The sequence below is a fragment of the Aeromicrobium alkaliterrae genome (assembly GCF_039529015.1).
GTDB lineage: Bacteria > Actinomycetota > Actinomycetes > Propionibacteriales > Nocardioidaceae > Aeromicrobium > Aeromicrobium alkaliterrae.
This window is the reverse complement of record NZ_BAAAME010000002.1, coordinates 238746-264809: the sequence shown is the minus strand read 5'-3', so window position 1 is coordinate 264809 and position 26064 is coordinate 238746. Positions and strand designations below refer to the sequence as shown.

At 71.9% G+C, this 26064-nt stretch carries 26 protein-coding genes and 1 tRNA gene; 13 read left to right on the top strand and 14 right to left on the bottom strand.

Annotation, left to right across the window (positions count from 1 at the left end):
- Positions 1 to 22 precede the first annotated feature (22 nt).
- From rho to ABD127_RS02280, 4 genes are all read right to left on the bottom strand, one after another.
- Entirely contained in the window at positions 23 to 1912 is a 1890-nt protein-coding gene (rho, locus tag ABD127_RS02295; protein WP_344197290.1) for a transcription termination factor Rho, read from the bottom strand.
- Between the two features lie 128 nt (positions 1913 to 2040).
- Positions 2041 to 2913, bottom strand: a complete 873-nt coding sequence (gene thrB, locus ABD127_RS02290) for a homoserine kinase (RefSeq protein WP_344197288.1) — start codon at positions 2911 to 2913, stop codon at positions 2041 to 2043.
- Entirely contained in the window at positions 2910 to 3989 is a 1080-nt protein-coding gene (thrC, locus tag ABD127_RS02285) for a threonine synthase (RefSeq protein ID WP_344197286.1), read from the bottom strand. Before thrC ends, thrB begins: the two co-directional genes overlap by 4 nt.
- On the bottom strand, positions 3989 to 5305 hold the full coding sequence (locus tag ABD127_RS02280; RefSeq protein WP_425545790.1) for a homoserine dehydrogenase: 1317 nt from the start codon (positions 5303 to 5305) through the stop codon (positions 3989 to 3991). Before ABD127_RS02280 ends, thrC begins: the two co-directional genes overlap by 1 nt.
- A 106-nt stretch (positions 5306 to 5411) precedes the next feature.
- On the opposite strand from ABD127_RS02280, the gene ABD127_RS02275 reads away from it, so the two are divergent.
- Positions 5412 to 5960: a hypothetical protein gene (locus ABD127_RS02275; protein ID WP_344197282.1), complete on the top strand. Its 549-nt coding sequence runs from the start codon at positions 5412 to 5414 to the stop codon at positions 5958 to 5960.
- A 4-nt stretch (positions 5961 to 5964) separates the two neighbouring features.
- Here the strand turns inward: ABD127_RS02275 and lysA are convergent, their stop codons facing one another.
- From lysA to ABD127_RS02260, 3 genes are read right to left on the bottom strand one after another with little or no spacing between them, the layout of a single operon-like run.
- On the bottom strand, positions 5965 to 7359 hold the full coding sequence (lysA, locus tag ABD127_RS02270; RefSeq protein WP_344197280.1) for a diaminopimelate decarboxylase: 1395 nt from the start codon (positions 7357 to 7359) through the stop codon (positions 5965 to 5967).
- Between the two features lie 2 nt (positions 7360 to 7361).
- Positions 7362 to 9050: an arginine--tRNA ligase gene (gene argS / locus ABD127_RS02265; protein WP_344197278.1), complete on the bottom strand. Its 1689-nt coding sequence runs from the start codon at positions 9048 to 9050 to the stop codon at positions 7362 to 7364.
- 9 nt (positions 9051 to 9059) lie between these two features.
- Positions 9060 to 9467: a response regulator gene (locus tag ABD127_RS02260; protein WP_344197276.1), complete on the bottom strand. Its 408-nt coding sequence runs from the start codon at positions 9465 to 9467 to the stop codon at positions 9060 to 9062.
- 73 nt (positions 9468 to 9540) lie between these two features.
- Here ABD127_RS02260 and ABD127_RS02255 point away from each other — a divergent pair.
- The 4 genes from ABD127_RS02255 to ABD127_RS02240 all read left to right on the top strand — a co-directional run bounded on the left by ABD127_RS02255 (position 9541) and on the right by ABD127_RS02240 (position 10901).
- Positions 9541 to 9612 (top strand) — tRNA-Arg (locus ABD127_RS02255).
- A 123-nt stretch (positions 9613 to 9735) separates the two neighbouring features.
- Positions 9736 to 10023 carry a hypothetical protein gene (locus ABD127_RS02250; RefSeq protein ID WP_344197274.1) on the top strand — a complete coding sequence of 96 codons (288 nt, stop codon included), beginning with the start codon at positions 9736 to 9738 and terminating at the stop codon, positions 10021 to 10023.
- 69 nt (positions 10024 to 10092) lie between these two features.
- The gene (locus ABD127_RS02245; protein ID WP_344197272.1) at positions 10093 to 10464 is read left to right on the top strand and encodes a MerR family transcriptional regulator; all 372 of its coding nucleotides are present in this window, start codon (positions 10093 to 10095) and stop codon (positions 10462 to 10464) included.
- A complete protein-coding gene (locus ABD127_RS02240; RefSeq protein ID WP_344197270.1) occupies positions 10461 to 10901 on the top strand; it encodes a PaaI family thioesterase in 441 nt (146 codons plus the stop codon). The genes ABD127_RS02245 and ABD127_RS02240 overlap by 4 nt, the downstream gene beginning before the upstream one ends.
- Positions 10902 to 10909: 8 nt before the next feature.
- On the opposite strand, the gene ABD127_RS02235 is transcribed toward ABD127_RS02240, so the two are convergent.
- On the bottom strand, positions 10910 to 11752 hold the full coding sequence (locus tag ABD127_RS02235) for an SDR family oxidoreductase (RefSeq protein WP_344197268.1): 843 nt from the start codon (positions 11750 to 11752) through the stop codon (positions 10910 to 10912).
- 46 nt (positions 11753 to 11798) lie between these two features.
- On the opposite strand from ABD127_RS02235, the gene ABD127_RS02230 reads away from it, so the two are divergent.
- Complete coding sequence (locus ABD127_RS02230; RefSeq protein ID WP_344197266.1) at positions 11799 to 12773, top strand: hypothetical protein; 975 nt, start codon at positions 11799 to 11801, stop codon at positions 12771 to 12773.
- Positions 12774 to 12776: 3 nt separating this feature from the next.
- Here the strand turns inward: ABD127_RS02230 and ABD127_RS02225 are convergent, their stop codons facing one another.
- Both ABD127_RS02225 and ABD127_RS02220 read right to left on the bottom strand, forming a co-directional pair.
- Positions 12777 to 13736 (bottom strand): NAD-dependent epimerase/dehydratase family protein, encoded by a 960-nt coding sequence (locus ABD127_RS02225; RefSeq protein WP_344197264.1) that lies wholly within the window; start codon positions 13734 to 13736, stop codon positions 12777 to 12779.
- 50 nt (positions 13737 to 13786) lie between these two features.
- Positions 13787 to 14383: a nucleoside/nucleotide kinase family protein gene (locus ABD127_RS02220; protein WP_344197262.1), complete on the bottom strand. Its 597-nt coding sequence runs from the start codon at positions 14381 to 14383 to the stop codon at positions 13787 to 13789.
- A gap of 123 nt (positions 14384 to 14506) precedes the next feature.
- Here ABD127_RS02220 and ABD127_RS02215 point away from each other — a divergent pair, with 123 nt between their 5' ends.
- From ABD127_RS02215 to ABD127_RS02200, 4 genes are all read left to right on the top strand, one after another.
- Complete coding sequence (locus tag ABD127_RS02215) at positions 14507 to 14866, top strand: fluoride efflux transporter FluC (protein ID WP_344197260.1); 360 nt, start codon at positions 14507 to 14509, stop codon at positions 14864 to 14866.
- Entirely contained in the window at positions 14863 to 15219 is a 357-nt protein-coding gene (locus tag ABD127_RS02210) for a fluoride efflux transporter FluC (RefSeq protein WP_344197258.1), read from the top strand. Before ABD127_RS02215 ends, ABD127_RS02210 begins: the two co-directional genes overlap by 4 nt.
- 623 nt (positions 15220 to 15842) lie before the next feature.
- On the top strand, positions 15843 to 16784 hold the full coding sequence (gene dapD, locus ABD127_RS02205) for a 2,3,4,5-tetrahydropyridine-2,6-dicarboxylate N-succinyltransferase (RefSeq protein WP_344197256.1): 942 nt from the start codon (positions 15843 to 15845) through the stop codon (positions 16782 to 16784).
- Positions 16785 to 16803: 19 nt separating this feature from the next.
- Complete coding sequence (locus ABD127_RS02200) at positions 16804 to 17628, top strand: hypothetical protein (RefSeq protein WP_344197254.1); 825 nt, start codon at positions 16804 to 16806, stop codon at positions 17626 to 17628.
- A gap of 6 nt (positions 17629 to 17634) precedes the next feature.
- Here ABD127_RS02200 and ABD127_RS02195 read toward each other — a convergent pair whose 3' ends face one another.
- The 3 genes from ABD127_RS02195 to leuA all read right to left on the bottom strand — a co-directional run bounded on the left by ABD127_RS02195 (position 17635) and on the right by leuA (position 21288).
- Entirely contained in the window at positions 17635 to 18447 is an 813-nt protein-coding gene (locus ABD127_RS02195) for an ABC transporter permease subunit (RefSeq protein ID WP_344197252.1), read from the bottom strand.
- Positions 18444 to 19445, bottom strand: a complete 1002-nt coding sequence (locus ABD127_RS02190) for an ATP-binding cassette domain-containing protein (RefSeq protein WP_344197250.1) — start codon at positions 19443 to 19445, stop codon at positions 18444 to 18446. The genes ABD127_RS02195 and ABD127_RS02190 overlap by 4 nt, the downstream gene beginning before the upstream one ends.
- A gap of 109 nt (positions 19446 to 19554) precedes the next feature.
- A complete protein-coding gene (leuA, locus tag ABD127_RS02185) occupies positions 19555 to 21288 on the bottom strand; it encodes a 2-isopropylmalate synthase (RefSeq protein ID WP_344197248.1) in 1734 nt (577 codons plus the stop codon).
- A gap of 141 nt (positions 21289 to 21429) precedes the next feature.
- On the opposite strand from leuA, the gene ABD127_RS02180 reads away from it, so the two are divergent.
- The gene (locus ABD127_RS02180) at positions 21430 to 22392 is read left to right on the top strand and encodes a glutathione S-transferase family protein (protein ID WP_344197246.1); all 963 of its coding nucleotides are present in this window, start codon (positions 21430 to 21432) and stop codon (positions 22390 to 22392) included.
- A 3-nt stretch (positions 22393 to 22395) separates the two neighbouring features.
- On the opposite strand, the gene ABD127_RS02175 is transcribed toward ABD127_RS02180, so the two are convergent.
- Positions 22396 to 23142, bottom strand: a complete 747-nt coding sequence (locus ABD127_RS02175) for an IclR family transcriptional regulator (RefSeq protein ID WP_344197244.1) — start codon at positions 23140 to 23142, stop codon at positions 22396 to 22398.
- Between the two features lie 124 nt (positions 23143 to 23266).
- Between ABD127_RS02175 and ABD127_RS02170 the strand changes: the two genes are divergently transcribed.
- Positions 23267 to 24613 (top strand): SLC13 family permease, encoded by a 1347-nt coding sequence (locus tag ABD127_RS02170; RefSeq protein WP_344197242.1) that lies wholly within the window; start codon positions 23267 to 23269, stop codon positions 24611 to 24613.
- The gene (locus ABD127_RS02165; RefSeq protein WP_344197240.1) at positions 24610 to 26040 is read left to right on the top strand and encodes an acyl-CoA synthetase; all 1431 of its coding nucleotides are present in this window, start codon (positions 24610 to 24612) and stop codon (positions 26038 to 26040) included. The genes ABD127_RS02170 and ABD127_RS02165 overlap by 4 nt, the downstream gene beginning before the upstream one ends.
- Positions 26041 to 26064: the final 24 nt, after the last annotated feature.

Genomic DNA, 26064 nt, shown 5'->3' with positions numbered 1-26064 from the left:
TTCCTGATCGAGCGGGCGGGTGTCAGCCGAGGCGGCGGACGACCTCGCTGTTGGACGCGGCCGAGCCGAGGCGCTCGAGCACCGCGGCCACGGCGGTCGAGGAGTCGAGGTCGGCGAGCTCACGACGCCAGGTGCGCGACGCGGCCAGCTCCTCCGGCGACTGCAGCAGGTCGTCACGGCGCGTGCTCGACGCGACCGGGTCGATCGCCGGGAACAGGCGCTTCGACGCAGCGCCACCGTCGAGGTGCAGCTCGGTCGTGACCGTGCCCCTGACCTCGCCGAGGATGAGCTCGTCGACCCGCGAGCCGGTCTCGACCAGCGCGGTGCCGATGATCGTCAGCGAGCCGCCGTTCTCGAGGTTGCGCGCCGCGCCCAGGAGACGCTTCGGGGCGAAGAGCGCCGAGGTGTCGATGCCGTCGTTGAGCACACGACCCTGGCCGGCAGCGGCCTGGTTGTAGGCCCGGCCGAGGCGCGTGATGCCGTCGAGCAGCACGACGACGTCGTGGCCGAGCTCGACGAGGCGCTTGGCACGCTCGATGGCGAGCTCGGCGACGGTCGTGTGGTCGCCGGCCGGACGGTCGAAGGTCGAGGAGATGACCTCGCCCTTGACGGACCGCTGGAACTCGGTGACCTCCTCCGGACGCTCGTCCACCAGGACGATCATCAGGTGGCACTCGGGGTTGTTGGCCGTGACCGAGCTAGCGAGCTGGCGCAGGACCGTGGTCTTGCCCGAGCCGGGCGGGGCCACGAGCAGGCCGCGCTGGCCCTTGCCGATCGGGGCGAACAGGTCGGTGACCCGACCGACGAGGTTCTGCGCGTCGGTCTCGAGGCGCAGGCGCTGGGTCGGGAAGACCGGCGTCAGGGCCTCGAACTCGGAGCGAGCCTTGGCCTCCTCGAGCGTCATGCCGTTGACCGAGTCGACCCGGACCATCGGGTTGAACTTCTCCTTGCGCTCGCCCTCGCGGGGCTGACGCACCTGGCCGACGACGGCGTCGCCGCGACGGAGCCCCCACTTGCGGACCATCGAGAGCGACACGTAGACGTCGTTCTCGCTCGGCAGGTAGCCGGTCGTGCGGACGAAGGCGTAGTTGTCGAGGATGTCGACGATGCCGGCGGCGGGCACGAGCACGTCGTCCTCGGCCACCTGCACGTCACCCTCGACCCCACGGCTGCCGCGGCCACGGCCACGGCGGTTGCGACGACGGCCACCGGCCTCGTCGTCGTCGAACCCCTGGTCGCCGCCCTGGCCCTGGTTGCCCTGGCCCTGCTGGTGGCCCGGGTTCTGGTTGCCCTGGTTCTTGTCCTGCTGGCCGCCGCGACCCTTGTCCTGCTGGCCGTTGCCGTTGCCGTTGCCGTTGCCGTTGTTCTTGTTCTGGCCCTGGTTGCGGCCGCCCTGCTGGCGCCCCTCGCCCTTGGGGCCGTCACCCTTGGCACCGTCGTTCTTGGTGCTCTCGTTCTTGGCGCTGTCGTTCTTGGTGCTCTCGTTCTTGGCACCCTGGTCCTGCGCGTCGGCGCCGTCGTTCTTGGCGCCGTCGTTCTTGGCGCCGTCGTTCTTCGGGCCGTCGTTCTTGGCCTTGTCGTTCGTGGCGTTGTCGGCGCCCCGACGGGAGCGCTCGGCCTTGGCCGGACGCTCGGTCTCGGGCGCGGCCGGAGCCGCGGCCGGAGCCGCGGCCGGAGCCGCGGCAGCCTTGGGGGCCTCGCCGCGCGCGAGCTTGATCGCGTCGATCAGCGCGCCCTTGCGCATCGAGCCGGCGCCGTCGATGCCGAGCTCGGCAGCGATCTCCTGCAGCTCGGCGATCACCTTGCCGCCGAGCGCGCCGCTGCTGCGGCGGGCCGGACGGGTGCTGGCGGCGCCAGTGTCCTTCGACGAAGTGGTGGTGGGCTCGTTCGGAGCCTGGGTCGTGTCAGTCACAGATGGGTTTCCCTCTAGACGGTGGTCTCGCCACGTCCGCGCAGACGCGGATCAGAGCAGAACGATCCCGGAAGGGTGGTTCTCGTGGCGTGCCGGGGAGTGTCCTCGACTCCGGCTCCGCCAGCGTATCACCGGACGGTCGCTCCGCCTGCGTCGACGTCGAGGTGGTGCAGCGCCCAGCCCTCGGGACAGGCGTCGTCGATGCCACGGGCGAAGGCCAGCACCGTGGGCCCGGCCCCGGAGATGACCGCCGGGACTCCCTCGACGCGCAGCGACCGCACGAGCCGGTAGGACTCCGGCATCGCGGCGCTGCGGTACGACTGGTGCAACCGGTCCTCGGTCGCCGAGATCAGGCGCTCCGGCGCGTGCAGGAGGGCCGCCACGAGCAGCGCCGCGCGGCCGGCGTTGAACACGGCGTCGCCGTGTGGGACGGTCGCGGGGAGCAGCCCTCGCGCCTCCGCGGTGGAGACCGCGGTCGGCGGGACGAACACCGTCACCGGGACCTGGCAGTCGAGGCGCTCGACCGCGGCCGCGGCGCCGTCGACCCAGGAGATCGTGAGCCCGCCGAACAGGGCGGGAGCCACGTTGTCGGGGTGGCCCTCGAGGTCGGTCGCGAGCTGGAACAGGGCGGCGTCGTCAAGGCGGTCCTCCCCCTCGACGAGGGCGCGGGCGGCCAGCAGGCCCCCGACGATCGCGGCGGCGCTCGAGCCGAGCCCGCGGCCGTGGGGCACGACGTTGCGGCACGTCAGGCGCAGGCCCGCGGGCTTCTCGCCCAACAGGTCGAACGCGGCCTGCATCGACCGGACGACGAGGTGGGTCTCGTCGAGCGGGACCTCGCCCGCGCCGGCACCCGTCACGTCGATGTGCAGGCCCGACGGCACCGCCTCGACCGTGATCTCGTCGTACAGGTCGAGGGCGAGGCCCAGGGTGTCGAAGCCCGGACCCAGGTTGGCGCTCGTGGCCGGGACCCGGACGGTCACCGGGGTCTGCAGCACGCTCACCGCAGGCCCGCGACCTCGGCCGCGGCGTCGACGTCCACGTCGATCACGGCGTCGACCAGGTCCTCGCCCCGCGCCTCCAACCGGTGCGACATCGGGGTGTCGATGTCCTTCAGGCCGTGGCCCGTGACCGTCACGGTGATCGTCAGACCGGGATCGACCTCGCCGGCAGCCGCGGCGGCCAGCAGGCCGGCGACCCCGGTCGCCGACGCGGGCTCGACGAAGATGCCCTCGCGGGCCCCCAGCTCGCGCTGGGCCGCCAGGATCTGGTCGTCGTCGACCATGTCGATGCGGCCGCCCGACTCGTCCCGCGCGTTCTCGGCGAGGGTCCACGAGGCCGGGTTGCCGATGCGGATCGCGGTCGCGACGGTGTCGGGCTCGGGCACGACTCGGCCCAGCACGATCGGCGCGGCGCCGGCGGCCTGGAAGCCCCAGATGCGCGGACGGCTGGCCGAGACACCGGCGGCCTCGTACTCGACGAAGCCCTTCCAGTACGCCGTGATGTTGCCGGCGTTGCCGACCGGCAGCACGTGCAGGTCGGGCGCCTTGCCGAGGACGTCGACGATCTCGAACGAGGCAGTCTTCTGGCCCTCGATGCGGATCGGGTTGACCGAGTTGACCAGCGCGACCGGGTACTCCTTCGCGAGCCCGCGCGAGAGGTCCAGGCAGTCGTCGAAGTTGCCGCGGACCTGGATGATGTCGGCGCCGTGCATGACGGCCTGCGCCATCTTGCCGGCGGCGATGCGGCCGTGCGGCACGAGCACGATCGGCACCAGCCCGGCCCGGGCGGCGTACGCCGTCATCGAGGCCGAGGTGTTGCCGGTCGACGCGCAGACGACCGCCTTGGCGCCCTGGGCGACCGCGGCCGAGATGGCCGTGGTCATGCCGCGGTCCTTGAAGGACCCCGTGGGGTTCTGCCCCTCGACCTTGACGAACACGTCGCCCTGGACGAGCTGGGAGAGCCAGGCCGAGTGCACGAGCGGCGTGCCGCCCTCACCCAGGGTCTGGGCCTTCACCCCGGCGTCGAACGGGAGCCACTCGCGGTACTCCTCGATCACTCCGCGCCACGGTCGTGCCATCAGCTGCCTCCCTCGACGCGCATGACCGAGGAGACGTCGCGCACGACCTCCAGGCCACGCAGGATCTCGACCGTCGCGGCGAGCGACGCGTCCTCCGCCTCGTGCGTCACGATGATGAGCCGGGCGTCCGAGCCCAGGCCCTCCTGGCGCAGGGTCTTGATCGAGACACCGAAGCGTGCGAACTCCTGCGCGATGATCGCCAGGACCCCCGCGCGGTCGTCGACCTCGATCACGAGGTGGTACTGCGTGTGGGCGCTGCCGATCGGCAGGAGCCGCACGTCGGCGTGCGAGGTCTCCCCCGGTCCGAAGACGTCGCTGGCCCGGTTGCGTGCGGCCGAGACGATGTCGCCGAGCACCGCGCTGGCGGTGGGCGCTCCACCGGCTCCGGGGCCGTAGAACATGAGCTCCCCGGCCGCCTCGGACTCCACGAAGACCGCGTTGTAGGCACCGCGCACGCTCGCGAGCGGGTGGCTCAGCGGGACCATCGCGGGGTGCACGCGGGCGCCGACGGCGGGACCGTCGGGGGTGTCGATCTGCTCGCAGATCGCGAGGAGCTTGACGACGCTGCCCATCTCGGCGGCCGACTGCACCGCGTCGGCGGTGACCGAGGTGATGCCCTCGCAGTGCACGTCGTCGAGCGTCAGGTGAGTGTGGAACGCCAGCCCGGCCAGCAGGGCGGCCTTGGCGGCGGCGTCGTGGCCCTCGACGTCGGCGGTCGGGTCGGCCTCGGCGTACCCGAGGCGCTGCGCCTCGGCGAGCGCCTCATCGAAGGTCTGACCCAGGGTCGTCATCTGGTCGAGGATGTAGTTGGTGGTGCCGTTCACGATGCCGAGCACCCGGCGGATGCGGTCGCCCGCGAGCGACTCGCGCAGCGGGCGGACGATCGGGATGGCCCCGGCGATGGCCGCCTCGAACGACAGGTCGCGCTGCGCCTTGTCGGCCGCCTCGAAGAGATCGGCTCCCTGGTCGGCGAGCAGCGCCTTGTTGGCCGTGACGACCGAGGCGCCGTGCTCCAGGGCCGCGCGGATCAGGTCACCGGCGGGCTCGATGCCGCCCACGACCTCCACGACGATGTCGAGGTCGCCACGACGCACGAGTGCGGCGGCGTCGTCGGTGAAGAGCTCGGCGGGCACGTCCAGGTCGCGCGGCGTGTCGAGGTTGCGGACGGCGATGCCGACCAGCTCGAGCGGGGCACCGACACGCTGGGCCAGCTCGTCGGCGTCCCGGGTCAGTCGCCGGGCCACCTCCGTGCCGACGACACCGCAACCGAGCAGCGCGACGCGAAGAGGACGATCATGGGCATTCACGCGGGTCAGCCTATCGGCGCGGCCCGCCGACCGATGCGTCGCGCCACGTACCGAACGGGCGTCCCGCTCGTTGTAGCATCGGCCGACCCGACGGCGGCCGCGAGAGGAGCACCCCATGGCACCCGAGTCCGTCCGCCGACTGCGGAAGTGGGCGCGCCGTCGCCGCACGCCGCTCGTCATCGGCGCCGTGGCCCTCGTGCTGGCGCTGATCGCGGCGTTCCTGATCTACCGGGCGGCCACGGAGCCCATCGTCGGCGGCGACGGGTCCGACGACTCCAACCCGTTCGCCATCCCCAGCACGTCGTCCTCGGTGCCTCCCGGCGCGACCGGCGACATCACCGACATCGGCGGCGGCAACTTCGGCCTCCCGACCGGCGGCCTCTCGGTCGGCTGCGACACCGTGACGTTCACGATGTCGTTCACGTCGAACGCGCCGATCACGATCGCGGGCTACCTGACCTCGGCCGGCAAGCAGGACTACTTCCCGGTCGACTCCTCCGGCACGGTCTCCGTGCAGCAGTGCGCGACCGACCCGTCGGTCCTGATCCTGGCCCAGGCCGGCGCCCAGTCGACGACGATCTCGTGCACCACGACGAAGTCCGGACGGGTCGCCGAGACCAAGAGCGCCGCAGGGCCGTACGGCATCGTCGCCTGCTACGGCTGAGGACTCAGACGACGTCGAGGGCCAGCAGGTCGTCCTCGGTCTCGCGTCGGACGACGACCCGCGCCTCCCCCGCCCGCACGGCGACGACGGCCGGGCGCGGCACGTGGTTGTAGTTGCTCGCGAGCGAGCGGCAGTACGCACCCGTGCCGGGGACCGCGAGCAGGTCGCCCGGGCCCAGGTCGGCCGGGAGGTACTCGTCCTTGACGACGACGTCGCCCGACTCGCAGTGCTTGCCGACCACGCGGCTCAGGATCCCGGGCGCCTCCGACGTGCGTGACGCGAGCGTGGCCGAGTAGTCGGCGCTGTAGAGCGCGGCGCGGATGTTGTCGCTCATGCCACCGTCGACCGCGACGTAGCGGCGCGAAGCACCTCCGTCGAGCGCGACCTCCTTGGTCGTGCCGACGGTGTAGAGCGTGAAGGTCGACGGGCCGACGATCGCCCGGCCGGGCTCGATCGAGAGCTTGGGGACACCGATCTCGAGCGCGTGGCACTCGTCGTCGACGATCTTGGTGATCTCGCGGGCGAGGTCCTCGGGCGCGCGGGGGTCGTCCTGCGTCGTGTAGGCGATGCCGAAGCCGCCACCCAGGTCGAGGTCGGGCATCGTGACGCCGAGCTCGCGCTCGACCTCGGCGTGCAGGCGCAGCACCCGCCGGGCCGCGACCTCGAAGCCGTCGGTCACGAAGATCTGGGAGCCGATGTGCGAGTGCAGGCCGCACAGCTGCAGGCCCGTGGCGCTCGTGATGCGGCGGACCGCCTCCAGCGCCTGGCCGCCGGCGATCGAGAAGCCGAACTTCTGGTCCTCGTGCGACGTGGAGATGTACTCGTGCGTGTGCGCCTCGACCCCGGCCGTGACCCGCACCATGACCTTGGCCGTGACGCCGAGCTCGGTCACGATGCTCGCGAGGCGGTCGATCTCGTCGAAGGAGTCGACGATGATGCGGCCGACCCCGATCTCGATCGCGCGGCGCAGCTCGGCCTCGGACTTGTTGTTGCCGTGGAAGGCGATGCGCGCGGGCGGGAACTCGGCCTTCAACGCCACGGCGAGCTCGCCGCCGGTGCACACGTCGAGGTTGAGCCCCTCCTCGGCGACCCACCGGGCCGCCGCGACGCACAGGAACGCCTTGCCGGCGTAGAAGACGTCAGCGCCCGAGAACGCGTCGCGGAAGGCGCGCGCCCGGTGGCGGAAGTCGTCCTCGTCGACGACGTACAGCGGCGTGCCGAACTCCTCGGCGAGCTCGGGCGCGGACTCCCCCGCGACCGTGAGGACGCCGTCGGCCTTGGCCGCGTTGCGCGACCACAGGTGCTCGACGAGCTGGTTGACGTCGTCGGGGTGGTGCAGCCACGCCGGACCGCGGTGACCGGCCTGGCCGTGGAGGGCGCCTGCCTCGTGGGATCGCATGGTCACATCCTGTCGGGCGCGCTGACGCCGAGCAGAGCCAGCCCGTTCGCGACGACCTGACGCGTCGCCGCGACGAGCATCAGACGGGCAGCGTGGTGGGCCTGGGGCGCCTCGTCCGACTCCGGGAGGACCCGCAGGGAGACCCCGGCGCGGCCGCGGCCGTCGTTGTAGAACTGGTGGAACGCGGCCGCGGCGTCCTCGAGGTAGCGCGCGATCCGGTGCGGCTCGCGCAGCTCGGCGGCACGGGCGACGACGGTCGGGAACTCCGCCAGAGAGCGGAGCAGGGCGCCCTCGTGCTCGGTCGCGAGCAGGGCCGGGTCGAAGGTCGACGGATCGGCCACGACGCCGAGCTTCGGGGCGTCGCGGATGATCGCCGACATCCGGGCGTGCGCGTACTGCACGTAGTAGACGGGGTTGTCGCTGTCGGCCTTGGCCCACAGGTCGAGGTCGAGGTCGATCGTGGAGTCCATCGAGTAGCGACCGAGCGCATAGCGCGCGGCGTCGACGCCGATCGCGTCGACGAGGTCCTCCAGCGTGATGACCGTGCCGGCGCGCTTGCTCATCCGCAGCGGCTGGCCGTCGCGCAGCAGGTTGACCATCTGCCCGATGAGGATCTCGAGGTTGACGCCCGGCTCGTCACCGAACGCGGCGCACATCGCGAGCATCCGCGAGACGTACCCGTGGTGGTCGGCGCCCAGCATGATGATCGCCCGGTCGAAGCCCCGCTCGCGCTTGTCGAGGTAGTAGGCCAGGTCGCCGGAGATGTAGGCGGGCTGACCGTCGGACTTCACGACGACGCGGTCCTTGTCGTCGCCGTAGTCGGACGTGCGCAGCCACCGCGCACCGTCCTCGGTGTACATCTTCCCGAGCTCGTCGAGCCGCGCGATGGCGCGGTCGACCGCGCCCGACTCGTGCAGGTCGTTCTCGTGGAAGTACACGTCGAAGTCGACGCCGAAGTCGTGCAGGCTCTGCTTGATCTCGGTGAACATGAGGTCGACGCCGACCGCGCGGAACGCCTCGACCGCCTCGTCGTCGGGCAGCTCGGCAGCGCCCGGCCGGACGGTGAGCACCTCGGCCGCGATGTCGTGGATGTACTGGCCGCCGTAGCCGTCCTCGGGCGCGGCCTGGCCGCGGGCGGCCGCGAGCAGCGACCGCGCGAAGCGGTCGATCTGCGCGCCGTGGTCGTTGAAGTAGTACTCGCGGGTGACGTCGGCGCCGACGAACGCCAGCAGGCGTCCCAGCGAGTCGCCGACGGCGGCCCAGCGCACGCCACCGATGTGGATCGGTCCGGTGGGGTTGGCGCTGACGAACTCCAGGTTGACGCGCTGACCCGCGTAGAGGTCGCTGCGGCCGAAGTCGGCTCCGGCGGCCAGCACGTCGGCGGCGAGGCCGCCCTGCGCGCCGGCGTCGATCCGCAGGTTGAGGAAGCCCGGACCCGCGATCTCGGCCGAGGCGATGCCGTCGTGCTCGGCGAGCAGACCGGCCAGGTCCTGCGCGAGCTCGCGCGGGGGGCGGCCCGCCTTCTTGGCGAGCTGCAGGGCGATGTTCGTGGCGTAGTCGCCGTGCTCCTTGACCTTGGGGCGCTCGACGACGACGTGGGTCGGCAGGGGCTCGGCCAGGCTCAGGCGCCCGTCGTCCGCCAGGGTTCCGAGGGCGGACACGATCACGTCACTGAGCTGGTCGGGAGTCACCCGCGGAGTCTATCGACGCCCGCTCTCGATCTTGTCGGCCACGGTCGCCACGAGGTGGTCCGGGTCGAACGGCTTCACGACGTACGCGTCGACGCCCACGTCCCAGCCGCGCTGCACCGACGTCGGGTGGCCCTGGGTCGTGACCATGATGACGACGAGGTCGCGCAGCGCGGGGTCGGCGCGGATCGCCTGCGTCGCGGACATGCCGTCCATGCGCGGCATCATGACGTCGATCGTGACCGCGTCGGGCAGCGTCTCGGACGCACGCAGGATCTCGAGCGCGTCGAGGCCGTCGACCGCCTCGCTGACCTCGAAGCCCGCGAGCTCGAGATTCATCCTGATCAGGAACCGGATCGACGCCGTGTCGTCGACCACCAGCACCCGACGACCGCTCCCCACGCCCGTGTTCTCCTCCACCTGATCCACGGTATCCGCGGTCCGGTAGGCTCGGCGCGGAAACGGATGGTTCGGCCTCGTCGCCGGACCCCGGGCCCCCGTAGCTCAGGGGATAGAGCGCCGCCCTCCGGAGGCGGAAGCGCAGGTTCGAATCCTGCCGGGGGTACTCACGGGTGAGCGGTAGGTGTGCCACCTCTCGACCCCCACCAAGGGTGGCAGGCCTACCGCCCCTGGCTGCGTGGATGATCGTCGCCGCGCGGTAGTCGGGCGATCGTCCTAGATTGCCGACATGACCGACGACGAACGCTGGCTCGTGATCGACGGGCGCCGGTGGCGGCGGACCGATCCGGCCCTGCCCGAGGACGTCGTCGAGGCGCTGAAGTCGCACCTCGGTCAGGCGCGGTCGGCCGTCCGCCAGGCCAAGCGCTCCGGTGACGACGCGGCAATGCGCCGTGCGCGCGACCGGGTCCAGGTCGCCAAGACCGGACTGGGCGAACGAGGCCCCGAGTGGTGGGACGTCGCCGAGGCCGACCGTCTCCTCCAGGCGCGCGACGCGCTCGACCAGCTGGCCGAGTGACGACGATCCCCGGCTCGTGGCCGCTCGGGGCTTGCCTCGCACGGTGCGAGGGTCGCTAGCGTCGCTCTCGTGCGGGTCTCAGAGCTCTCGGAGCGGACGGGCGTCTCGGTCCACCGGTTGCGCCGGTGGGAGTCGGGGGGCCTCCTGCGCGCCCGTCGCGACCACCACGGCGTGCGGCGCTTCGACGAGTCGTCCGTGCGCGTCGTGACCTTCGTGTCGATGGCGCGCGACCTCGGATTCGGTCTCGACGAGATCGCCGCACTGGTGCCCGACTACGCCGCAGGACGACTCGGCATCGACGACCTCGTGGCCCGGCTCCAGGCGCGACTCACAGAGATCGACGTCCAGATCGTCGAGCTGGAGCGACAGCGCGAACGCGTCGTCGACCACGTGGCGTGGTTCGAGGCACGCCGACCCCGACCCGACCAGGAGACGCCATGAGCCAGCCCGAGATCGACCCCGACCTCGCCTTCATCCGCGAGGCCGTCCACGCGATGCCCATCGCCCGCACCCTCGGGGTGGAGGTCACCGCGCTGCGCCGCGGGCACGCCGAGCTGCGCACCCCGATCGCCGACGCCATGACGTTCCGGCCGGGTCAGCTGCAGGCGGCTGCCGTGTTCGCCGCCGGCGACTGCGCCGCCGTCGCCGCAGCCGGCACGCTCCTGGAGCCGGGCTCCTGGGCCGCCACGATCGACGGCACGATCAAGCTCGTCGCCCCGGCGAGCGGGACGGGGCTGCGAGCCGTCGGCCGCGTCGTCGACGCGGGACGCCTCCTCACGACCTGTGCTGCCGAGGTGTACGCGGTCGACGGTGACGCCGAGCGGCTGTGCGCGACCTGGCTCGGCACGGCCCGCAGGATGACCCCACGCCTGGTCTGAGGCGCAGCTCAGCCGGCGGCGAGGTGCTCGGCGAGGGTCAGCGGCTCGCGCCCGGTCAGGGCCAGGACGTCACCGCTGATCTCGGCCTGCTCGCCCATCGCGATCGACGTGTAGGTCGAGACCCAGGCGTCCAGCTGCCACTGCGGCGCACCGTACGACGCCCGGGAGGCGTAGGCCTCGTCGACGGTCTCGTCGTGGAAGCGGACGTCCGCGCCCCGCGCCACCGCGATCGTGGCCGCGACCTCGGCCAGGGTGAGCGCCTCACGACCCGTGAGGTCGTAGGTGCGTTCGCGGTGCGGCTCCGGGTTGCTCAGGACCGCAGCCGCCGATCGCGCGACGTCCTCCCGCGCGACGAGGGCCGCCCGCCCGTCCCCCGCGGGGCCTCGGATGACGCCGTCGTCACCCACGAAGTGAGGCATCAGGTCGAGGTAGAACGCGTCGCGCAGGAACGTCCACCCCAGCCCCGAGGACCGCACGTACTCCTCGGTGACCCCGTGGTCGCGCGCGAGCGTGAAGACCGCGTCGGGGCCGGCGGCGTGGAACGACGTGTAGACGACGTGCCGCACCCCGGCCGCGGCCGCCGCGTCGATGAACGACCGGTGCAGGTCAAGCCGCTCGGTGCTCTCCGGCGCCGACACCATGAACAGCACGTCGACGCCCGCCATCGCGACGGCCGAGGCGGCCCGGTCGCGGTAGTCGGCGGGGCGGACCTCGGCGCCCTCGAGGGCCGGTGCGCGGTCGGGCGAGCGCACCAGGAGGCGCTGCTCCACCCCCGCCTCGGACAACAGGCGCGCCACGGCACCTCCGACGGCTCCCGTCGATCCGGTCACGGCCACGAGCGGCTGGCTCACGTCGGTCCTCCTGGGTCGGCTCTGGTCGCCACCCTAGGCTGGCGGCATGTCACGCGTCCGCCTCCTGGTCATCGCCCTGGCGGTGCTGGCGCCGCTGCTGGTGCTCGCCGCCCTCGTGCTGCGCCCCGTGCCCGCCGCGCCGCAGGACGCCCTGCTGGTCGTCGTCGCGGACCCGACCGTCTCCGAGGGGCTCGTCGACGCGATCGAGGCGAGCGGCGACGACACCCTCGCGCCCCTGACCGCGACGTCGGCCGAGCTGGCCCGGTTCGCGGTCGAGCAGGGCACCATCGTCGCCACCCTCGCCGTCGACCTCGAGGCCGAGAACGACGTGCTGTCGATCGCCGGCGCCAACGGCACCCAGGTCAACCAGGCCGTGGTCGCCTCGGTCGCCGACCTGATGTCGACGTTCGACCGCACCGTGGTCGTGCAGGACGTGAACCCGGCCGACGTGCCTCGACTGCTCCCCTCGGCGCTCGTCGCCGCGGGCCTCGTGATCGGCGTCGTCACGATGCTGGCGCGGCGCTGGGGAGGCCGCCTGCGCCGCAGCTCCCACCCGCCGCGGCACCTCGCCGAGCGGATCGGCACCGACGCCCTGCTCTACGGGGTCGTCCTCGGTCTGGCCGCGTTCTTCGCCGGACTCCCCGGGTCCCCTCCCCTGTGGATCGCGCTGGGCGTGCTGCTGGTCGGCCTGTCGGCCACCGTGACCGCGACGTGCCTGCGCGCGCTCGGAGCCTGGGGACTCGGGTTCTCCGTCGCGCTCTTCGCGCTGCCCGTCTGGGTGCTCGTGCGCGCCCCGCACGAGCTGCTGCTGCCGCCGCTGATCGCCGAGGTCGGTCAGTGGATGCCGCACGGCGCGGCAGCCGAGATCGCGGGTCGCATGGCGCTGTTCGGCGACCCGGCGACGTGGCAGCCGTGGCTCGTGCTGATCGCCTGGGCCGTCGGCGGTGCGCTGGTGCTCGCGCTCGTCCACCGGTTCATGCGCGGTCCTGCCCGGCCGGTCGAGGTCGCGGCCGAGGCCTGAGCCTCAGAGCAGCCCCTCCTCCACGAGCCATCGCTCGACCCCGGCCATGCCCTGCTCCAGGCCCACCCGCGGCGCGTAGCCGAGCAGACGACCGGCCTTCTCGATCGAGTACGTGCCGGTCCGGCAGAAGTAGCGGACCGCGGTCGTCCCGATCTCGGTGCCGGGGTCGAGCAGGCGCGCCGGCACCGCGGCTCCTCCGGCGACCGCGAGCGCGAGCGTGGTGGGGAGCAGGACCGGTCGACGGCCGAGCATCCGGTAGTAGTGACCGAAGAACTCCGCGGTCGGCACCCCCACGCCGCCCGCGAGCGTGAACACCTGCCCGGCGCCCTCCGGCCGGGTCGCGGCGAGGACGATGCCGTCGACCAGGTCGTCGACGTGGACCGGGCTGAAGATGCCGCGTCCGCGAGCCGGGAGGAAGAACTGGCGCTTGCGGATCATCTCGATCGGGAGCACCGTCCACGGGCGCGACCGCGGCCCGTAGACGTCACCGGGGCGCACGATCGTCGTCGCGAGCTGCCCGGCGGCGTGCGCCTGCAGCACGACCTGCTCGGACGCGATGCGCGTGTCGACGTAGGGGTTGCCGTCGGGCCGCACCGGGTGGTCCTCCGTCACGCCGTCGGGGAAGCCCAGGTCGGAGAACACCCGGATCGACGACAGGTGCACGAAGCGGCCGACGCCGGCCGTCACAGCCGCGTCGAGCACCGTGCGCGTGCCGAGGACGTTGACGCGCCACGCCTCGTCCAGCGTCGGCGAGTTCGAGACCAGCGCGGCGGTGTGGATCACGACGTCCGAGCCGGCCAGGTGGGCGCGCCAGGGTTCGGGATCACCGACGTCGCCCGCCACGACCGCGCGGGCCGGATCGGCGACGAGGTCGACCCCTCGCGCGTCGTGCCCGTCGGCGGCGAAGCGCTCGAGGAGATGACGCCCGATGAAGCCGTTCGCGCCCGTGACGAAGATTCGCATGGCGACAGTGTGACGGCAGATCGATCAAACTGACAGGACTTCCGGTCAGATCAGGTCCCGAGCCGGACGACCATCGGCCTCGACGGGTCCGTGTGGTCCAGGACGATCGAGGCTCGTCGTTCGGGGTCCTCCTCCGCGAGGTACAGACGGCACGCCGCCATGTAGCGCCGGTCGTAGGCGGCACGCGCCTCCTGCGTTCCGCCCAGCGCAGCCGCGTCGCGATCGACACCCCTCTGCGTCGCCACGGCCTCGTCGACCCGGAGGAACACCACCTCGTCCCAGTGCTCGCGGAGCCGACCGCGCTGGAGGAAGGTCGCGTCGAACACCACGACGACGTCCTCAGCGGCGTCCGCCTCGACGTCGGTGAGGACGGCATCGGTCTCCAGGTCGTGCACCGCCACCGCGTATCGCCGGTCTCCGCCCGGTCCGAGCGGCCGGAGCACGCGCTCAGCCACCGCCTCGAGGTCGTACGCGTCGTCGTAGTAGCCGCGAGCCTGGTCGTCGCTGTTGCGCCGCCGGCGTGCCCGGACGTGATGGAACCCGTCGGAGTCCAGGTGCACCGCAGGACGTCCGAGACGCACCAGCTCGGCGACCAGCTCCCGGGCGAAGGTCGACTTTCCGGCACCGCAGACCCCGTCGATGCCCACCCTGAGGGGATGACCGGGATCGCGCCCGGCCAGGTGTTGAGCCACGGCAACCAGCACGGCGTGACGCCGTGTGTCGTCTGCGCGCATCGCTTGGTCTCCTCGTCCCAGGCCTATTCTCGTCCCGTGCACCGCTCCGCCGCCCTCGGGCTCGTCGCCGGAGGGGGCGCGGTCGGCACGCTGCTGCGGTTCGGGCTCGACGAGGCGGTCGGCACGGTCGGCGACCTGCCGGTCTCGACGCTGCTCGTGAACCTTCTCGGATCGCTCGCGCTCGGGCTGCTCGTCGGCCACGGAGCGTCGGACCGCCTGCGCCTGCTCGTCGGGACGGGACTGATCGGAGGGTTCACGACGTACAGCGCGTTCGCCGTGCAGGTGCAGGACCTCACGTCGGCCTCGGACGCGGCGCTGGCCGGCGCCTACGCGATCGGGACCGTGGTCGGCGGCTTCGCGCTCGCCGTGCTCGGTCTGCGGTGGGGCCGACGATGACCGGCATCGCGCTCGCGCTCGCGGTGGCCGCTGCGGGTGGCATCGGCGCTGCGCTGCGCCACCTCGTCGACGGGCTCGTGCCCGCCCGGGAGCGCTTCCCCTGGGCGCTGCTGCTGATCAACGCCACCGGGTCGTTCGCCCTGGGGTTGCTGGTCTCGCTCACCTCGGACGCGACCTGGCACGCCGTCGTGGGCACCGGCCTCCTCGGCGGCTACACGACCTTCAGCACGGCGAGCCTCGACGCCGCCGTGCGGTGGGTCGACGGAGGCCGCAGCGACGGCGTGCGCTCGGCCGTCGTGATGCTCGTGGTTTGCGTCGCTGCCGCGTTCGCGGGTTCAGCTGTCGGGGGTTGAGGTCGCCGGCGCAGTCCACGATGCAGGACCGGCTCGGGGTTCAACGCCCGCCACCCCGACGGCACCGTCGTCGAGTACGTGCAGCACCGCCCGACACCGCAGGAGCTCACCGCCGGCTGAGGGACCTGCACGACCGAGGTCGAGGGATTGTGGTTGCTGGGGCAGCCGTGATCCCTCGAGCTTGGTGGGGTGGCGACGAAGGTCGCGGGGTTGAGGGTGCCAGGGCGACCACCGACCCCCTACCTCCGTCGTCAGGGACCGGAAACGATGCGTCCGGGTAGCCCCAACAACCGCAATGCCTCATCCCCGGTCCGACGAGGACCGCCGATGATGCATTTCGGCACCCCGGGCAGCCCGAATGCATCATCTCCGGTACCAGCCCCGCTGGGTCGTCCATGCCCGCTTGTCCGCAACCACCGCAAACCCTCATCCCCGGTCCCACAGAACCGGAAACGATGCATTCCGGCACCCCGGGCAGCCCGAATGCATCATCTCCGGTCCCCGCCACGCCGGGTCGTCCATGCCCGCCTGTCGCCGACCAACCGACGGCGGTCGGCAAGCCGGCGGTCCCACCGCGCGACCGGCGGGGTCCTCGCGCGGCACCAGTCGGTAGCGTGGTGACCATGACGACGGAGCACCCCGGCGCCCACGCCTTCGGCCTTGCCACCCTCACGGAGGACGGCACCGTCCTCGACGTCTGGTACCCGGAACCGCGCCTCGGCGCGCCCGGCGCTCACGACCACGAGCCGGAGGCCCTGACCGCCGCCGAGCGCGACGACGCGATCCGCGGCGTGCGGGTCGTCGTGGTCCACACCGTGATCGACGACCTCACGCAGGCCCCGTCGGACGCGTACGACGTCTACCTGCGCCTGCACCTGCTCTCGCACCGCCTCGTGCGCCCCCACGGCCAGAGCCTCGACGGCGTCTTCGGCCTCCTGGCCAACGTCGCGTGGACCTCGCTGGGTCCCGTCGCCGTTCCGGAGCTGAACGCCACCCGCGCGCGGGCCCGCGCGCACGGCCATCACCTCTCGGTCACGAGCGTCGACAAGTTCCCGCGCATGACCGACTACGTCGTGCCGTCGGGCGTGCGCATCGCCGACGCCGACCGCGTCCGCCTCGGCGCGCACCTGGCCGACGGCACCACCGTGATGCACGAGGGCTTCGTGAACTTCAACGCCGGAACGCTCGGCCACGCGATGGTCGAGGGCCGCATCTCGGCCGGCGTCGTGGTCGGGGACGGCAGCGACGTCGGCGGCGGCGCCTCGATCATGGGCACCCTGTCCGGCGGTGGCGCCCAGGTCATCAGCATCGGCACGAACAGCCTGCTCGGCGCGAACTCCGGCATCGGCATCAGCCTCGGCGACGACTGCGTCGTGGCCGCCGGCACGTACGTCACCGCCGCCAGCAAGGTCACGCTCCCCGACGGCAGCGTCGTCAAGGCCCTCGAGCTGTCGGGGCGCAACGGCCTGCTGTTCCTCCTCAACACCGAGACGGGCCGCCTCGAGGTGCGTCCGCGCGGCGAGCGCGCCGGGGTCGAGCTGAACGCCGCGCTGCACGCGAACTGATGCGGGCGGTGCCCGCCCCGTGAAGCTCCGCTGGCTCCTCGTCGGGGCCCTGGTGTTCACCGGCGTCGTCGTCGCCGCGACCCTGAACGACCGCGAGCCGAACCGCGCCGAGTACTGCGTCGCCGACGTCGAGGGCACCCGCGCGCAGGTCGACCTCGAGCAGGCGCGCTGGACCTCCCTCATGGCGGCGATGGCGCAGAACCGTGGCCTGCCGCCACGTGCCACGACGATCGCGATCGCGACGGCGTTCCAGGAGTCGCGCATCCACAACATCGACTACGGCGACCGCGACTCGGTCGGCCTGTTCCAGCAGCGTCCCTCGCAGGGGTGGGGCACGGTCGAGCAGATCATGGACCCGAGGTACTCGATCGGCGAGTTCTACGACGGGCTCGTGGAGATCCCCGACTACACGACGCTCGAGATCACGGTGGCGGCCCAGGCCGTGCAGCGCTCGGCGTTCCCCGAGGCCTACGCGCAGCACGAGCCGGCGTCCCGCTCGCTGGCCTCGTCGCTGCGCGGCTACAGCCCGGCCGCGTTCACCTGCCAGCTGAACGAGAGCGACCCCGGCAGCGCCGCCGCGGTGCTCGACGACGTCAACGCGGCGTTCGGCAGCCTGGGCGGCGAGGTCACGGACGACGCGGTCGTGACCCGCTTCACCGGCGCGGCCGAGGACACCCGCATCCGCGGCTGGGCGCTCGCGCAGTACGCCGTGGCCAACGCCTCGCACCTCGGCATCCACGCCGTGACGTTCGACGGCCGGCGCTGGACCATCGAGGACTCCCCCGACGGCTGGGTCGAGGACCCGGCCGCCGCTGCCGACACCGTCACGATCCTGACGCGCTGAGCCCCGTCAGCCGATGTCGCGGCGGAACGTCGTGACGCGGCCGATGACGGCCAGCACCAGGATGTAGCTGACCATCACGACGGCTCCGCCCCACTGCGGGAGCAGGTCCGTGCCGCCGCCCTCGCCGCCGAACGAGCTGAAGAAGCTCGACCCGAGGAGTGCGTCGGCCGCCGCGCCCGGCAGGAACTTCGAGACCTCGCTCGTGGCGTCGAACGCCCCGAGCGCGACGCGCGCGATCGGCTCGATGAGCTGCGTGAAGGCCAGCACCACGACGATCGCGGCCACCTGGTTGGTGAGCACCGTGCCGAAGGCGACGCCCATCATGGTCCAGAGCGCCATGACGACGACCGACAGGACCAGCGTCTCGATGACGTCGCCGTCGCCGAGGAACGCGCCGTCACCGACGAGCTCGAGCAGCGGCGCTCCCGCGGCGACAACCGTGACGGTCGCGAGCACGCCGTAGGCCAGGCCCATGGGGATGCTCGAGACGAGCTTCGCGACCACGAGGAGCGTGCGCCGAGGCTCGACCAGCAGGCTGCCGGTGACGGTCTTGTGCCGGAACTCCGACGTGACCGCGAGGCTGCCGATGATGAGCGGGAAGACGTACCCGATCGGGCTCGTCAGCGAGTAGATGCTCTGCGCGATCTCCTTGGGCGACAGGAAGTTCGAGGGCTGGGTCTCGGCACCGGTGTCGACGGTCAGCGAGAAGCCGAAGACGGCCGCGATGAAGGCCAGGTAGCCGACCATGACGATCGCGAGGATCCACCACAGGCGGGTGGAGAAGAACTTGCGGTACTCCGCGACGAGGGCGGCGATCATGCGTTGCCTCCCGTCGTCGGCGGTGCCGGGGGCGGCGGCGGTGCTGCATCGGGCGCGGGAGCGGCGGCCGCCGGCGGTGCCGATCCGGTGAAGTGGGTGGTCGGAGCGTCCGAGGACTCGGTCAGCCGGAGGAACACGGCTTCCAGGTCGGCACCGTGGTCGGCGAGCTGGTGGACCTCGAGGCCGGCGGCGAACAGGGCCGCGCCGATCTCGGGGGCGGCGACGTCGTGCACGACGTGGTGGTCGAGGTGCGCGTCGAAGGCCCAGCCGCGATCACGCACGAGCTGGTCGACCGCCTGGTAGTCGGTCGTGCGCACCACGACGTCGCGCGACGCGAGCTGCTCGAACTCGCCCAGCGTCGAGGCGTGGATGAGCTTGCCGCTGCCGATCACGACGACGTCGTCGACCGACTGCTGCACCTCGGCCAGCACGTGGCTCGAGACCAGCACGGTGCGCCCGTCGGCGGCGAGGGCGCGCAGCAGGCCGCGCAACCAGGCGATGCCCTGCGGGTCGAGACCGTTGGCCGGCTCGTCGAGGATGATGATCGACGGGTCGCCGAGCAGGGCGGTCGCGAGACCGAGCCGCTGGCGCATGCCCATCGAGTAGCCGCCGACCCGACGCTTCTTGGCGTCTGCCAGGCCCACGAGCTCGAGCACCTCGTGGCATCGGGCGTCCTTGACGCCGACCTGCGGCGCCAGGGTGCGCAGGTGCCCGAGTCCCGTGCGGCCCGGGTGGAAGCTGGAGGCCTCCAGGGCCGCCCCCACGAGCTGCGCGGGACGGCGGATGTCGCGGTACGCCCGCTCGCCGACGATCGCGTGGCCCGACGTCGGTGCCATGAGACCGAGCAGCATGCGCAGCGTGGTGGTCTTGCCGGAGCCGTTCGGCCCCAGGAAGCCCGTGACGCGTCCGGGCGCGACGGTGAAGGACAGGTCGTCCACGGCGGTGACCGGGCCGAAGCGCTTGGTCAGGTGGTCGACGGAGATGGCTGGTGAGGTCACGACTCCCCCTTGGTCGGTGATGACTCCCGACCGACCCTAGCGACACGCGCGCCCGGAGACACGTCGACCCGCCCCGCGCAGCGGGACGGGTCGACGTGGTGGAACCAGGTCAGCCGACGGGGATCGTGACCGCGACGGCGCGGTTGGCGGCCGACACGACCGCCTCGAGCGAGGCCCGCACGATGTTGGCGTGGATGCCGACGCCCCACACGATCTCGCCGGCGATCTCGCACTCGACGTAGGCCGCTGCCAGGGCGTCGCCGCCGGCGGAGAGGGCGTGCTCGGAGTAGTCGAGCACCCGGATCTCGGCGCCCGCCTGACGCATGCCGTCGACGAACGCGTCGACCGGACCGTTGCCCTCGCCCTTGAACGACTGGGCCTCGCCGCGCACGACGAGGTCGACGACCTGCTGGTCGCGTCCGTCGGTGGAGGTCGTGGAGCTGAACGAGGTCAGCGCGTACGGCTCGGTGCGCTCCAGGTACTCCCGCTGGAACGTGGTCCAGATCGTGGCGCCGTCGATCTCGCCCGCGTCGCCCTCGGAGAGCGTCTGGATGACCCGGCTGAACTCGATCTGCAGGCGGCGCGGCAGGTCGAGCTGGTGCTCGGACTTCAGGATGTACGCGACACCGCCCTTGCCGGACTGGCTGTTCACGCGGATGACGGCCTCGTAGCTGCGACCCACGTCGTGCGGGTCGATCGGCAGGTAGGGCGCCTCCCACGGGATCTCCGCGACGGGCTTGCCCTGCTCGGCGGCCTGACGGTCCAGGTCCTCCAGGCCCTTCTTGATCGCGTCCTGGTGCGAGCCCGAGAAGGCGGTGTAGACCAGGTCGCCCGCGTACGGGTGGCGCGGGTGCACCGGCAGGTTCGTGCAGTACTCGACCGTGCGACGGACCTCGTCGATGTCGGAGAAGTCGATCTGCGGGTCGACGCCCTGGCTGAACAGGTTCATGCCCAGGGTGACCAGGTCGACGTTGCCGGTGCGCTCGCCGTGGCCGAACAGGCAGCCCTCGACGCGGTCGGCGCCGGCCATCAGGCCCAGCTCGGTGGCCGCGACGGCGGTGCCCCGGTCGTTGTGCGGGTGCAGGCTGATCGCGACGTGCTCGCGGCGGCTGATGTTCCGGCTGAACCACTCGATCTGGTCGGCGTAGGTGTTCGGCGTGGCCATCTCGACCGTGGCGGGCAGGTTGAGGATGATCTCGCGGCCCTCCTCGGGCTGCCAGACGTCCATGACGGCCTCGCAGACCTCGGCAGAGAACTCCAGCTCGGCGCCCGTGAAGATCTCGGGGCTGTACTGGTAGCCGAACTCGGTGCCCTGCATGTTCTGCTCGGCGTGCTTCATGACGAGCTCGGTGCCGCGGGTCGCGATGGCGCGCACCTCGTCGCGCGTGCCCTGGAAGACCACCCGGCGGAACAGCGGGGCGACGGCGTTGTACAGGTGGATGTTGGCACGCTTGGCACCCGTCAGGGCCTGCGTCGTGCGCTCGATCAGGTCCTCGCGGGCCTGGGTCAGCACCGAGATCGTGACGTTGTCCGGGATCAGGTCGCCCTCGATCAGCGAGCGGATGAACTCGAACTCGGTCTCCGAGGCGGACGGGAAGCCGACCTCGATCTCCTGGTAGCCCATGCGGACCAGCAGGTCGAACATGCGGCGCTTGCGGACCGGGGTCATCGGGTCGATGAGCGCCTGGTTGCCGTCGCGCAGGTCGGTCGAGAGCCAGCGCGGCGCGTGCGTGATGGTCTGGCTGGGCCAGGTGCGGTCGGGCAGCTCGATCGGCGGGAACGCGCGATAGCGGTGCACCGGCATCGACGAAGGGGTCTGCGCAGAGACGATGTTGTTCTTCATGGTCGGATCCTCGATAAGTGTGCGGTCTCGGCGGTCGGCATCACGAGACTCCACGGCGAGGCGTCCGACCTGATCAGACCTCGACGTGGCAGCGAAGGAGGAGGATGTTCGCGATACGCATGTCCCGGATAGCGTAACAGCATGACGAGTCAGGACTCCCCCACGGCCGACCACTCGACCTCCGGCGCCTACGTGAAGGCGGGCGAGGAGTTCGACCGCGACATGGACTACATCCCGGACCGCATCACGCGCGACTCCGAGCACTGGCCGGTCGAGCCGGGGCGCTACCGGCTCGTGGCCGCGAAGGCGTGCCCCTGGGCGAATCGCGCGATCATCGTGCGCCAGCTGCTCGGCCTGGAGGACGTCATCAGCCTCGGGCTCACGGGGCCGACCCACGACCGCCGCAGCTGGACCTTCGACCTCGACCCGGGCGGCGTCGACCCCGTGCTCGGCTACGAGCGTCTGCAGCAGGCCTACTTCGCGCGCTTCCCCGACTACCCCAAGGGCATCACGGTGCCCGCGATGGTCGACGTGCCCACGAAGCAGGTCGTCACGAACGACTTCCCGTGGATCACGCACGACTTCTTCTTCGAGTGGAAGCAGTACCACCGTCCCGACGCGCCGGACCTCTGGCCCGAGGACCTCCGCGAGGAGATGGAGGCCGTCATGAAGCGGGTCTTCACCGAGATCAACAACGGCGTCTACCGGTGCGGGTTCGCCGGCTCGCAGTCCGCGTACGAGTCCGCTTACGACCGCCTGTGGGACACGATGGACTGGCTCGAGGAGCGTCTGGCCGACCGCCGGTTCCTGATGGGCGACGCGATCACCGAGGCCGACGTGCGCCTGTTCACGACCCTGGCGCGCTTCGACGCGGTCTACCACGGGCACTTCAAGTGCAACCGCACCAAGCTGACCGAGATGCCGAACCTCTGGGGCTACGCCCGCGACCTGTTCCAGACGCCGGGCTTCGGCGAGAACACCGACTTCGACCAGATCAAGGCGCACTACTACGTGGTGCACACCGACATCAACCCGACGCAGATCGTGCCGAAGGGGCCCGACCCGGCCGTCTGGCTGACGCCCCACGGGCGCGAGAAGGTCTGACCCCTACGGTCGCAGGAGGCGGGTGATGCGGGCCGCCGCGTCGGCGACGCGCGGCCCGAGGTCGTCGAACCGCGAGGGCTCGAGCCGGCTCGACGGGCCGGAGACCGAGACGGCCGCGACGGGCGCGCCGGTGCGGTCGAGCACGGGCGCACCGAGCGAGCTGATGCCCGACGACAGTCCTCCGACGTTGACCGAGTAGCCACGCTCGCGGATCACGGCGAGCTCGGCGCGGATCGCGGCGGGGTCCTTCATCGAGTCGGGCGTGCGCTGCTCGAGGGGACCGGCGAGGTAGTCGGCGACGTACTCGGGGGTGCACGCCGAGAGGTACGCCAGGCCCGTGGCCGAGGTGTGGAGCGGGATCCGCTCCCCCAGGGCCAGGAACGCGCGCAGCCGGTGCGAGGTGTCGAGCCGCTCCAGCAGCACCAGGACGTCGCCGTCGGGAGCGGCGAGGTGGACGGTCTCGGTCGTGGCGAGCTGCAGGTCGTTCATGACCGGCAGCGCGACCTCCCGCAGGCTCTCGCGCAGGCCGACGCCGCCGCAGACCGAGAGCGCGCGCAGCGTCATCCCCCAGCGCGTCGGCGCCGCGGCGGACGACTCGACCCAGCCCACCTCCTGCAGCGTCAGCAGGCAGCGCTGGACCGTGCTCTTCGGCAGGTCGACGGCACGGGCGAGCTCGGACAGCCCGATGGGCTGCAGCTCGGCGACGCCCTCCAGCACGCGGAACGCGGAGACGACACTCGTGGTGGCCAATGGCTTGCCTTTCGCGGTCGGTGTGGCCTACGTTACATCGCACGGTCCACTAGTCAGACCATTGTGCCGCCTGATGGACCGTTTGTCACCCCCTTGATTCTGTCCCCCAGCCCGGAGACCATCCATGCTCGAACAACTCCTCGCCCTCGCGATCTTCGTCGCGGTGTTCGCGATCGCGGCCGTGCGCAACGTCAACATCGGCATCGTCATGTTCCCCGTCGCGTGCGTCGTGGGCCTGCTGATCGCCGACCTCGCCCTCGAGGACGTCGTCGCGGGCTTCCCGCTGTCGATCCTCGTGCTGCTCGTGGGGGTGACGTACTTCTTCGGCATCGCCCACTCCAACGGCACGATCGACTGGCTCATCGAAGCCTCGCTCGCGAAGGTCGGCGACCGCGTGGCGCTCCTGCCGACCGCGTTCTTCGTCCTGACCGCGCTGATCTCGGCGATGGGCGCGCCTCTCGGCGGCCTGGTCATGGCGCCGATGGGCATGAGCGTCGCGCACAAGCGCGGCATCGACCCGATGCTGATGGCGCTGGCGATGGGCTGCGGCCTGAGCGCCGGCGCGTTCGCGCCGACCAGCCTGTTCGGCATCATCACCTGGGGCACGGCCGACTCGGCCGGCATCGAGCTGAGCCCGCTGCTGCTGTTCGGCGTCGCGATCGCGATCAACATCGTGCTGCTCGTCGTCGCCCACGTCCTGTTCGGTCGCGGCCGTCGCCGCTCCGCCGGCACGCCCGAGCTCGCCAAGGCGATGGTCGCCCGCGGTGAGTCGCTCGACACCTACGGCCAGTCCTCGTTGAACCTCGACAACGCGGGCGGCGACCCCGACGAGCGTGGTCCGGTCGGCCGTCCGACCGGCCTGCAGTCGCTGACGCTGGCCGCCATGGTCGCGCTGGTCGTGGTCGTCGTCGTGATGGCGCTGCGCGACAGCCAGCCCGACATCGGCGTGATCGGCTTCGCCCTCGGCGCGATCCTCGCCGTGATCGATCCGAAGGCCGGCAAGGCCGCGATGTCGCGCATCGACTGGGGCTCGGTCCTGCTCGTCGGCGGCATCATCACCTACGTCGGCGTGCTGACCGCGATGGGCGTCGTGGACCTGCTCGGCGAGAAGGCGGCCGACATCGGGGCGCCGGTGCTCGCCGCGCTGATGCTGTGCGCCGCCGCCGGCCTGATCTCGGCGTTCGCGTCAACGACCGGCATGCTCGCCGCGATCGTCCCGCTGGCCCTTCCCCTCATCTCCGAGGGCGGCATCCCCGGCTGGGCCATGATCTGTGCGATCGGCGTGTGCGCCTCGATCGTCGACGTCTCCCCGTTCTCGACCGTCGGCGCCACCTACGTCGCCACCACGGTCGACGAGGCCGAGCGCCCGCGCATGACGACCCTGCTGACACGCTGGGGCCTGTCGATGGTGGTCGTCGGACCCGTCGCCCTGACCCTGACCCTGATCCTGCCCGGGATGGCCTTCTCATGACGTTCCTCGCCGCACTGCGCGACACCACCCGCCCGGACGACCCCCAGGCGGTCCAGATCGACCAGGACGCGATGTCGTGGTCGGAGCTGCGCGGGGCCGCGTCGGCCTTCGCCGCGACGCTCGACGGCGCGGGTCCCGTGGCGGTCAACGCCGATCCGTCGCTGACGACCGTCGTGGCGGTGACGGGTTGCCTGCTGGCGGGTGTCCCGGTCGTGCCGGTCGCCCCGGACTCCGGCCCTGCCGAGCTCGCGCACCTCGTGCGTGACTCGGGTGCCACGAGCTGGGTCGGCGGGCTGCGCGACGGCATCGACCTGCCGGTGCGCACGGTCGACCTCCGCCCGAGCGCCGAGGTGCCGCTGCCGGCTCCGGTCGACGAGTCGGTCGTCGCGACGATCCTCTACACGTCCGGCACCACGGGTGCGCCGAAGGGCGTGCTGATGAGCCAGGGCGCGCTGCGCGCCGGGATCGAGGGGCTCGCCGAGGCCTGGGGCTGGACCGACGCCGACACGGTGGCGCACGGGCTCCCGCTGTTCCACACGCACGGGCTCGTGCTCGGCGTGCTCGGCTCGCTGCACCTCGGATCGCGCGTGCTCCACACCGGCAAGCCCACGCCCGAGCGCTACGCGGCCGCCGGGGCCTCGATGTACTTCGGGGTCCCGACGATCTGGGGCCGCATCGCCCGCGACCCCGAGTCGGCGCGCCAGCTCTCGTCAGCCCGCCTGCTGGTCTCGGGCAGCGCTCCCCTGCCGGTGCCGGTGTTCGAGAGGCTCCGCGAGCTGACCGGCCAGTCGCCGCTGGAGCGGTACGGCATGACCGAGACGCTCCTGACGCTCAGCACCCGCGCCGACGGCGAGCGCCGTCCCGGCTGGGTCGGCCTGCCCGTCGCCGGTGCCGAGACGCGCATCCGCGGCGAGGACGGCGAGGTCGCGCCGCACGACGGCGAGACCGTGGGCCGGCTCGAGGTGCGCGGATCGATGCTGTTCGACGGCTACCTCGGCCTGCCCGAGGTCACCGCAGCCACGATGACCGACGACGGCTGGTTCGTGACGGGCGACCTCGCGGTCGTCGACGCCGAGGGCTTCCACCGCATCGTCGGCCGCGAGTCGGTCGACCTCATCAAGTCCGGCGGTTACCGGATCGGCGCGGGCGAGATCGAGACGTCCCTGCTCGACCGCCCGGAAGTGCTGGAGGTCGCGGTCGTCGGCGAGCCCGACGAGGACCTCGGCCAGCGCATCGTTGCGCACGTCGTCATCGATCCCGCTGCCGTGGACGGCGCGTCCGACGCCCTCGCGCAGATCCTCGTCGACCACGTCGCCGAGGACCTCTCGTGGCACAAGCGCCCCCGCGAGATCCGCTTCGTCGCGTCGCTCCCCCGCAACCACATGGGCAAGATCCAGAAGAAGCAGCTCCTCCCCACCGCCCCGTGAGGCGGTGAGCTAGGCGCCCATCAA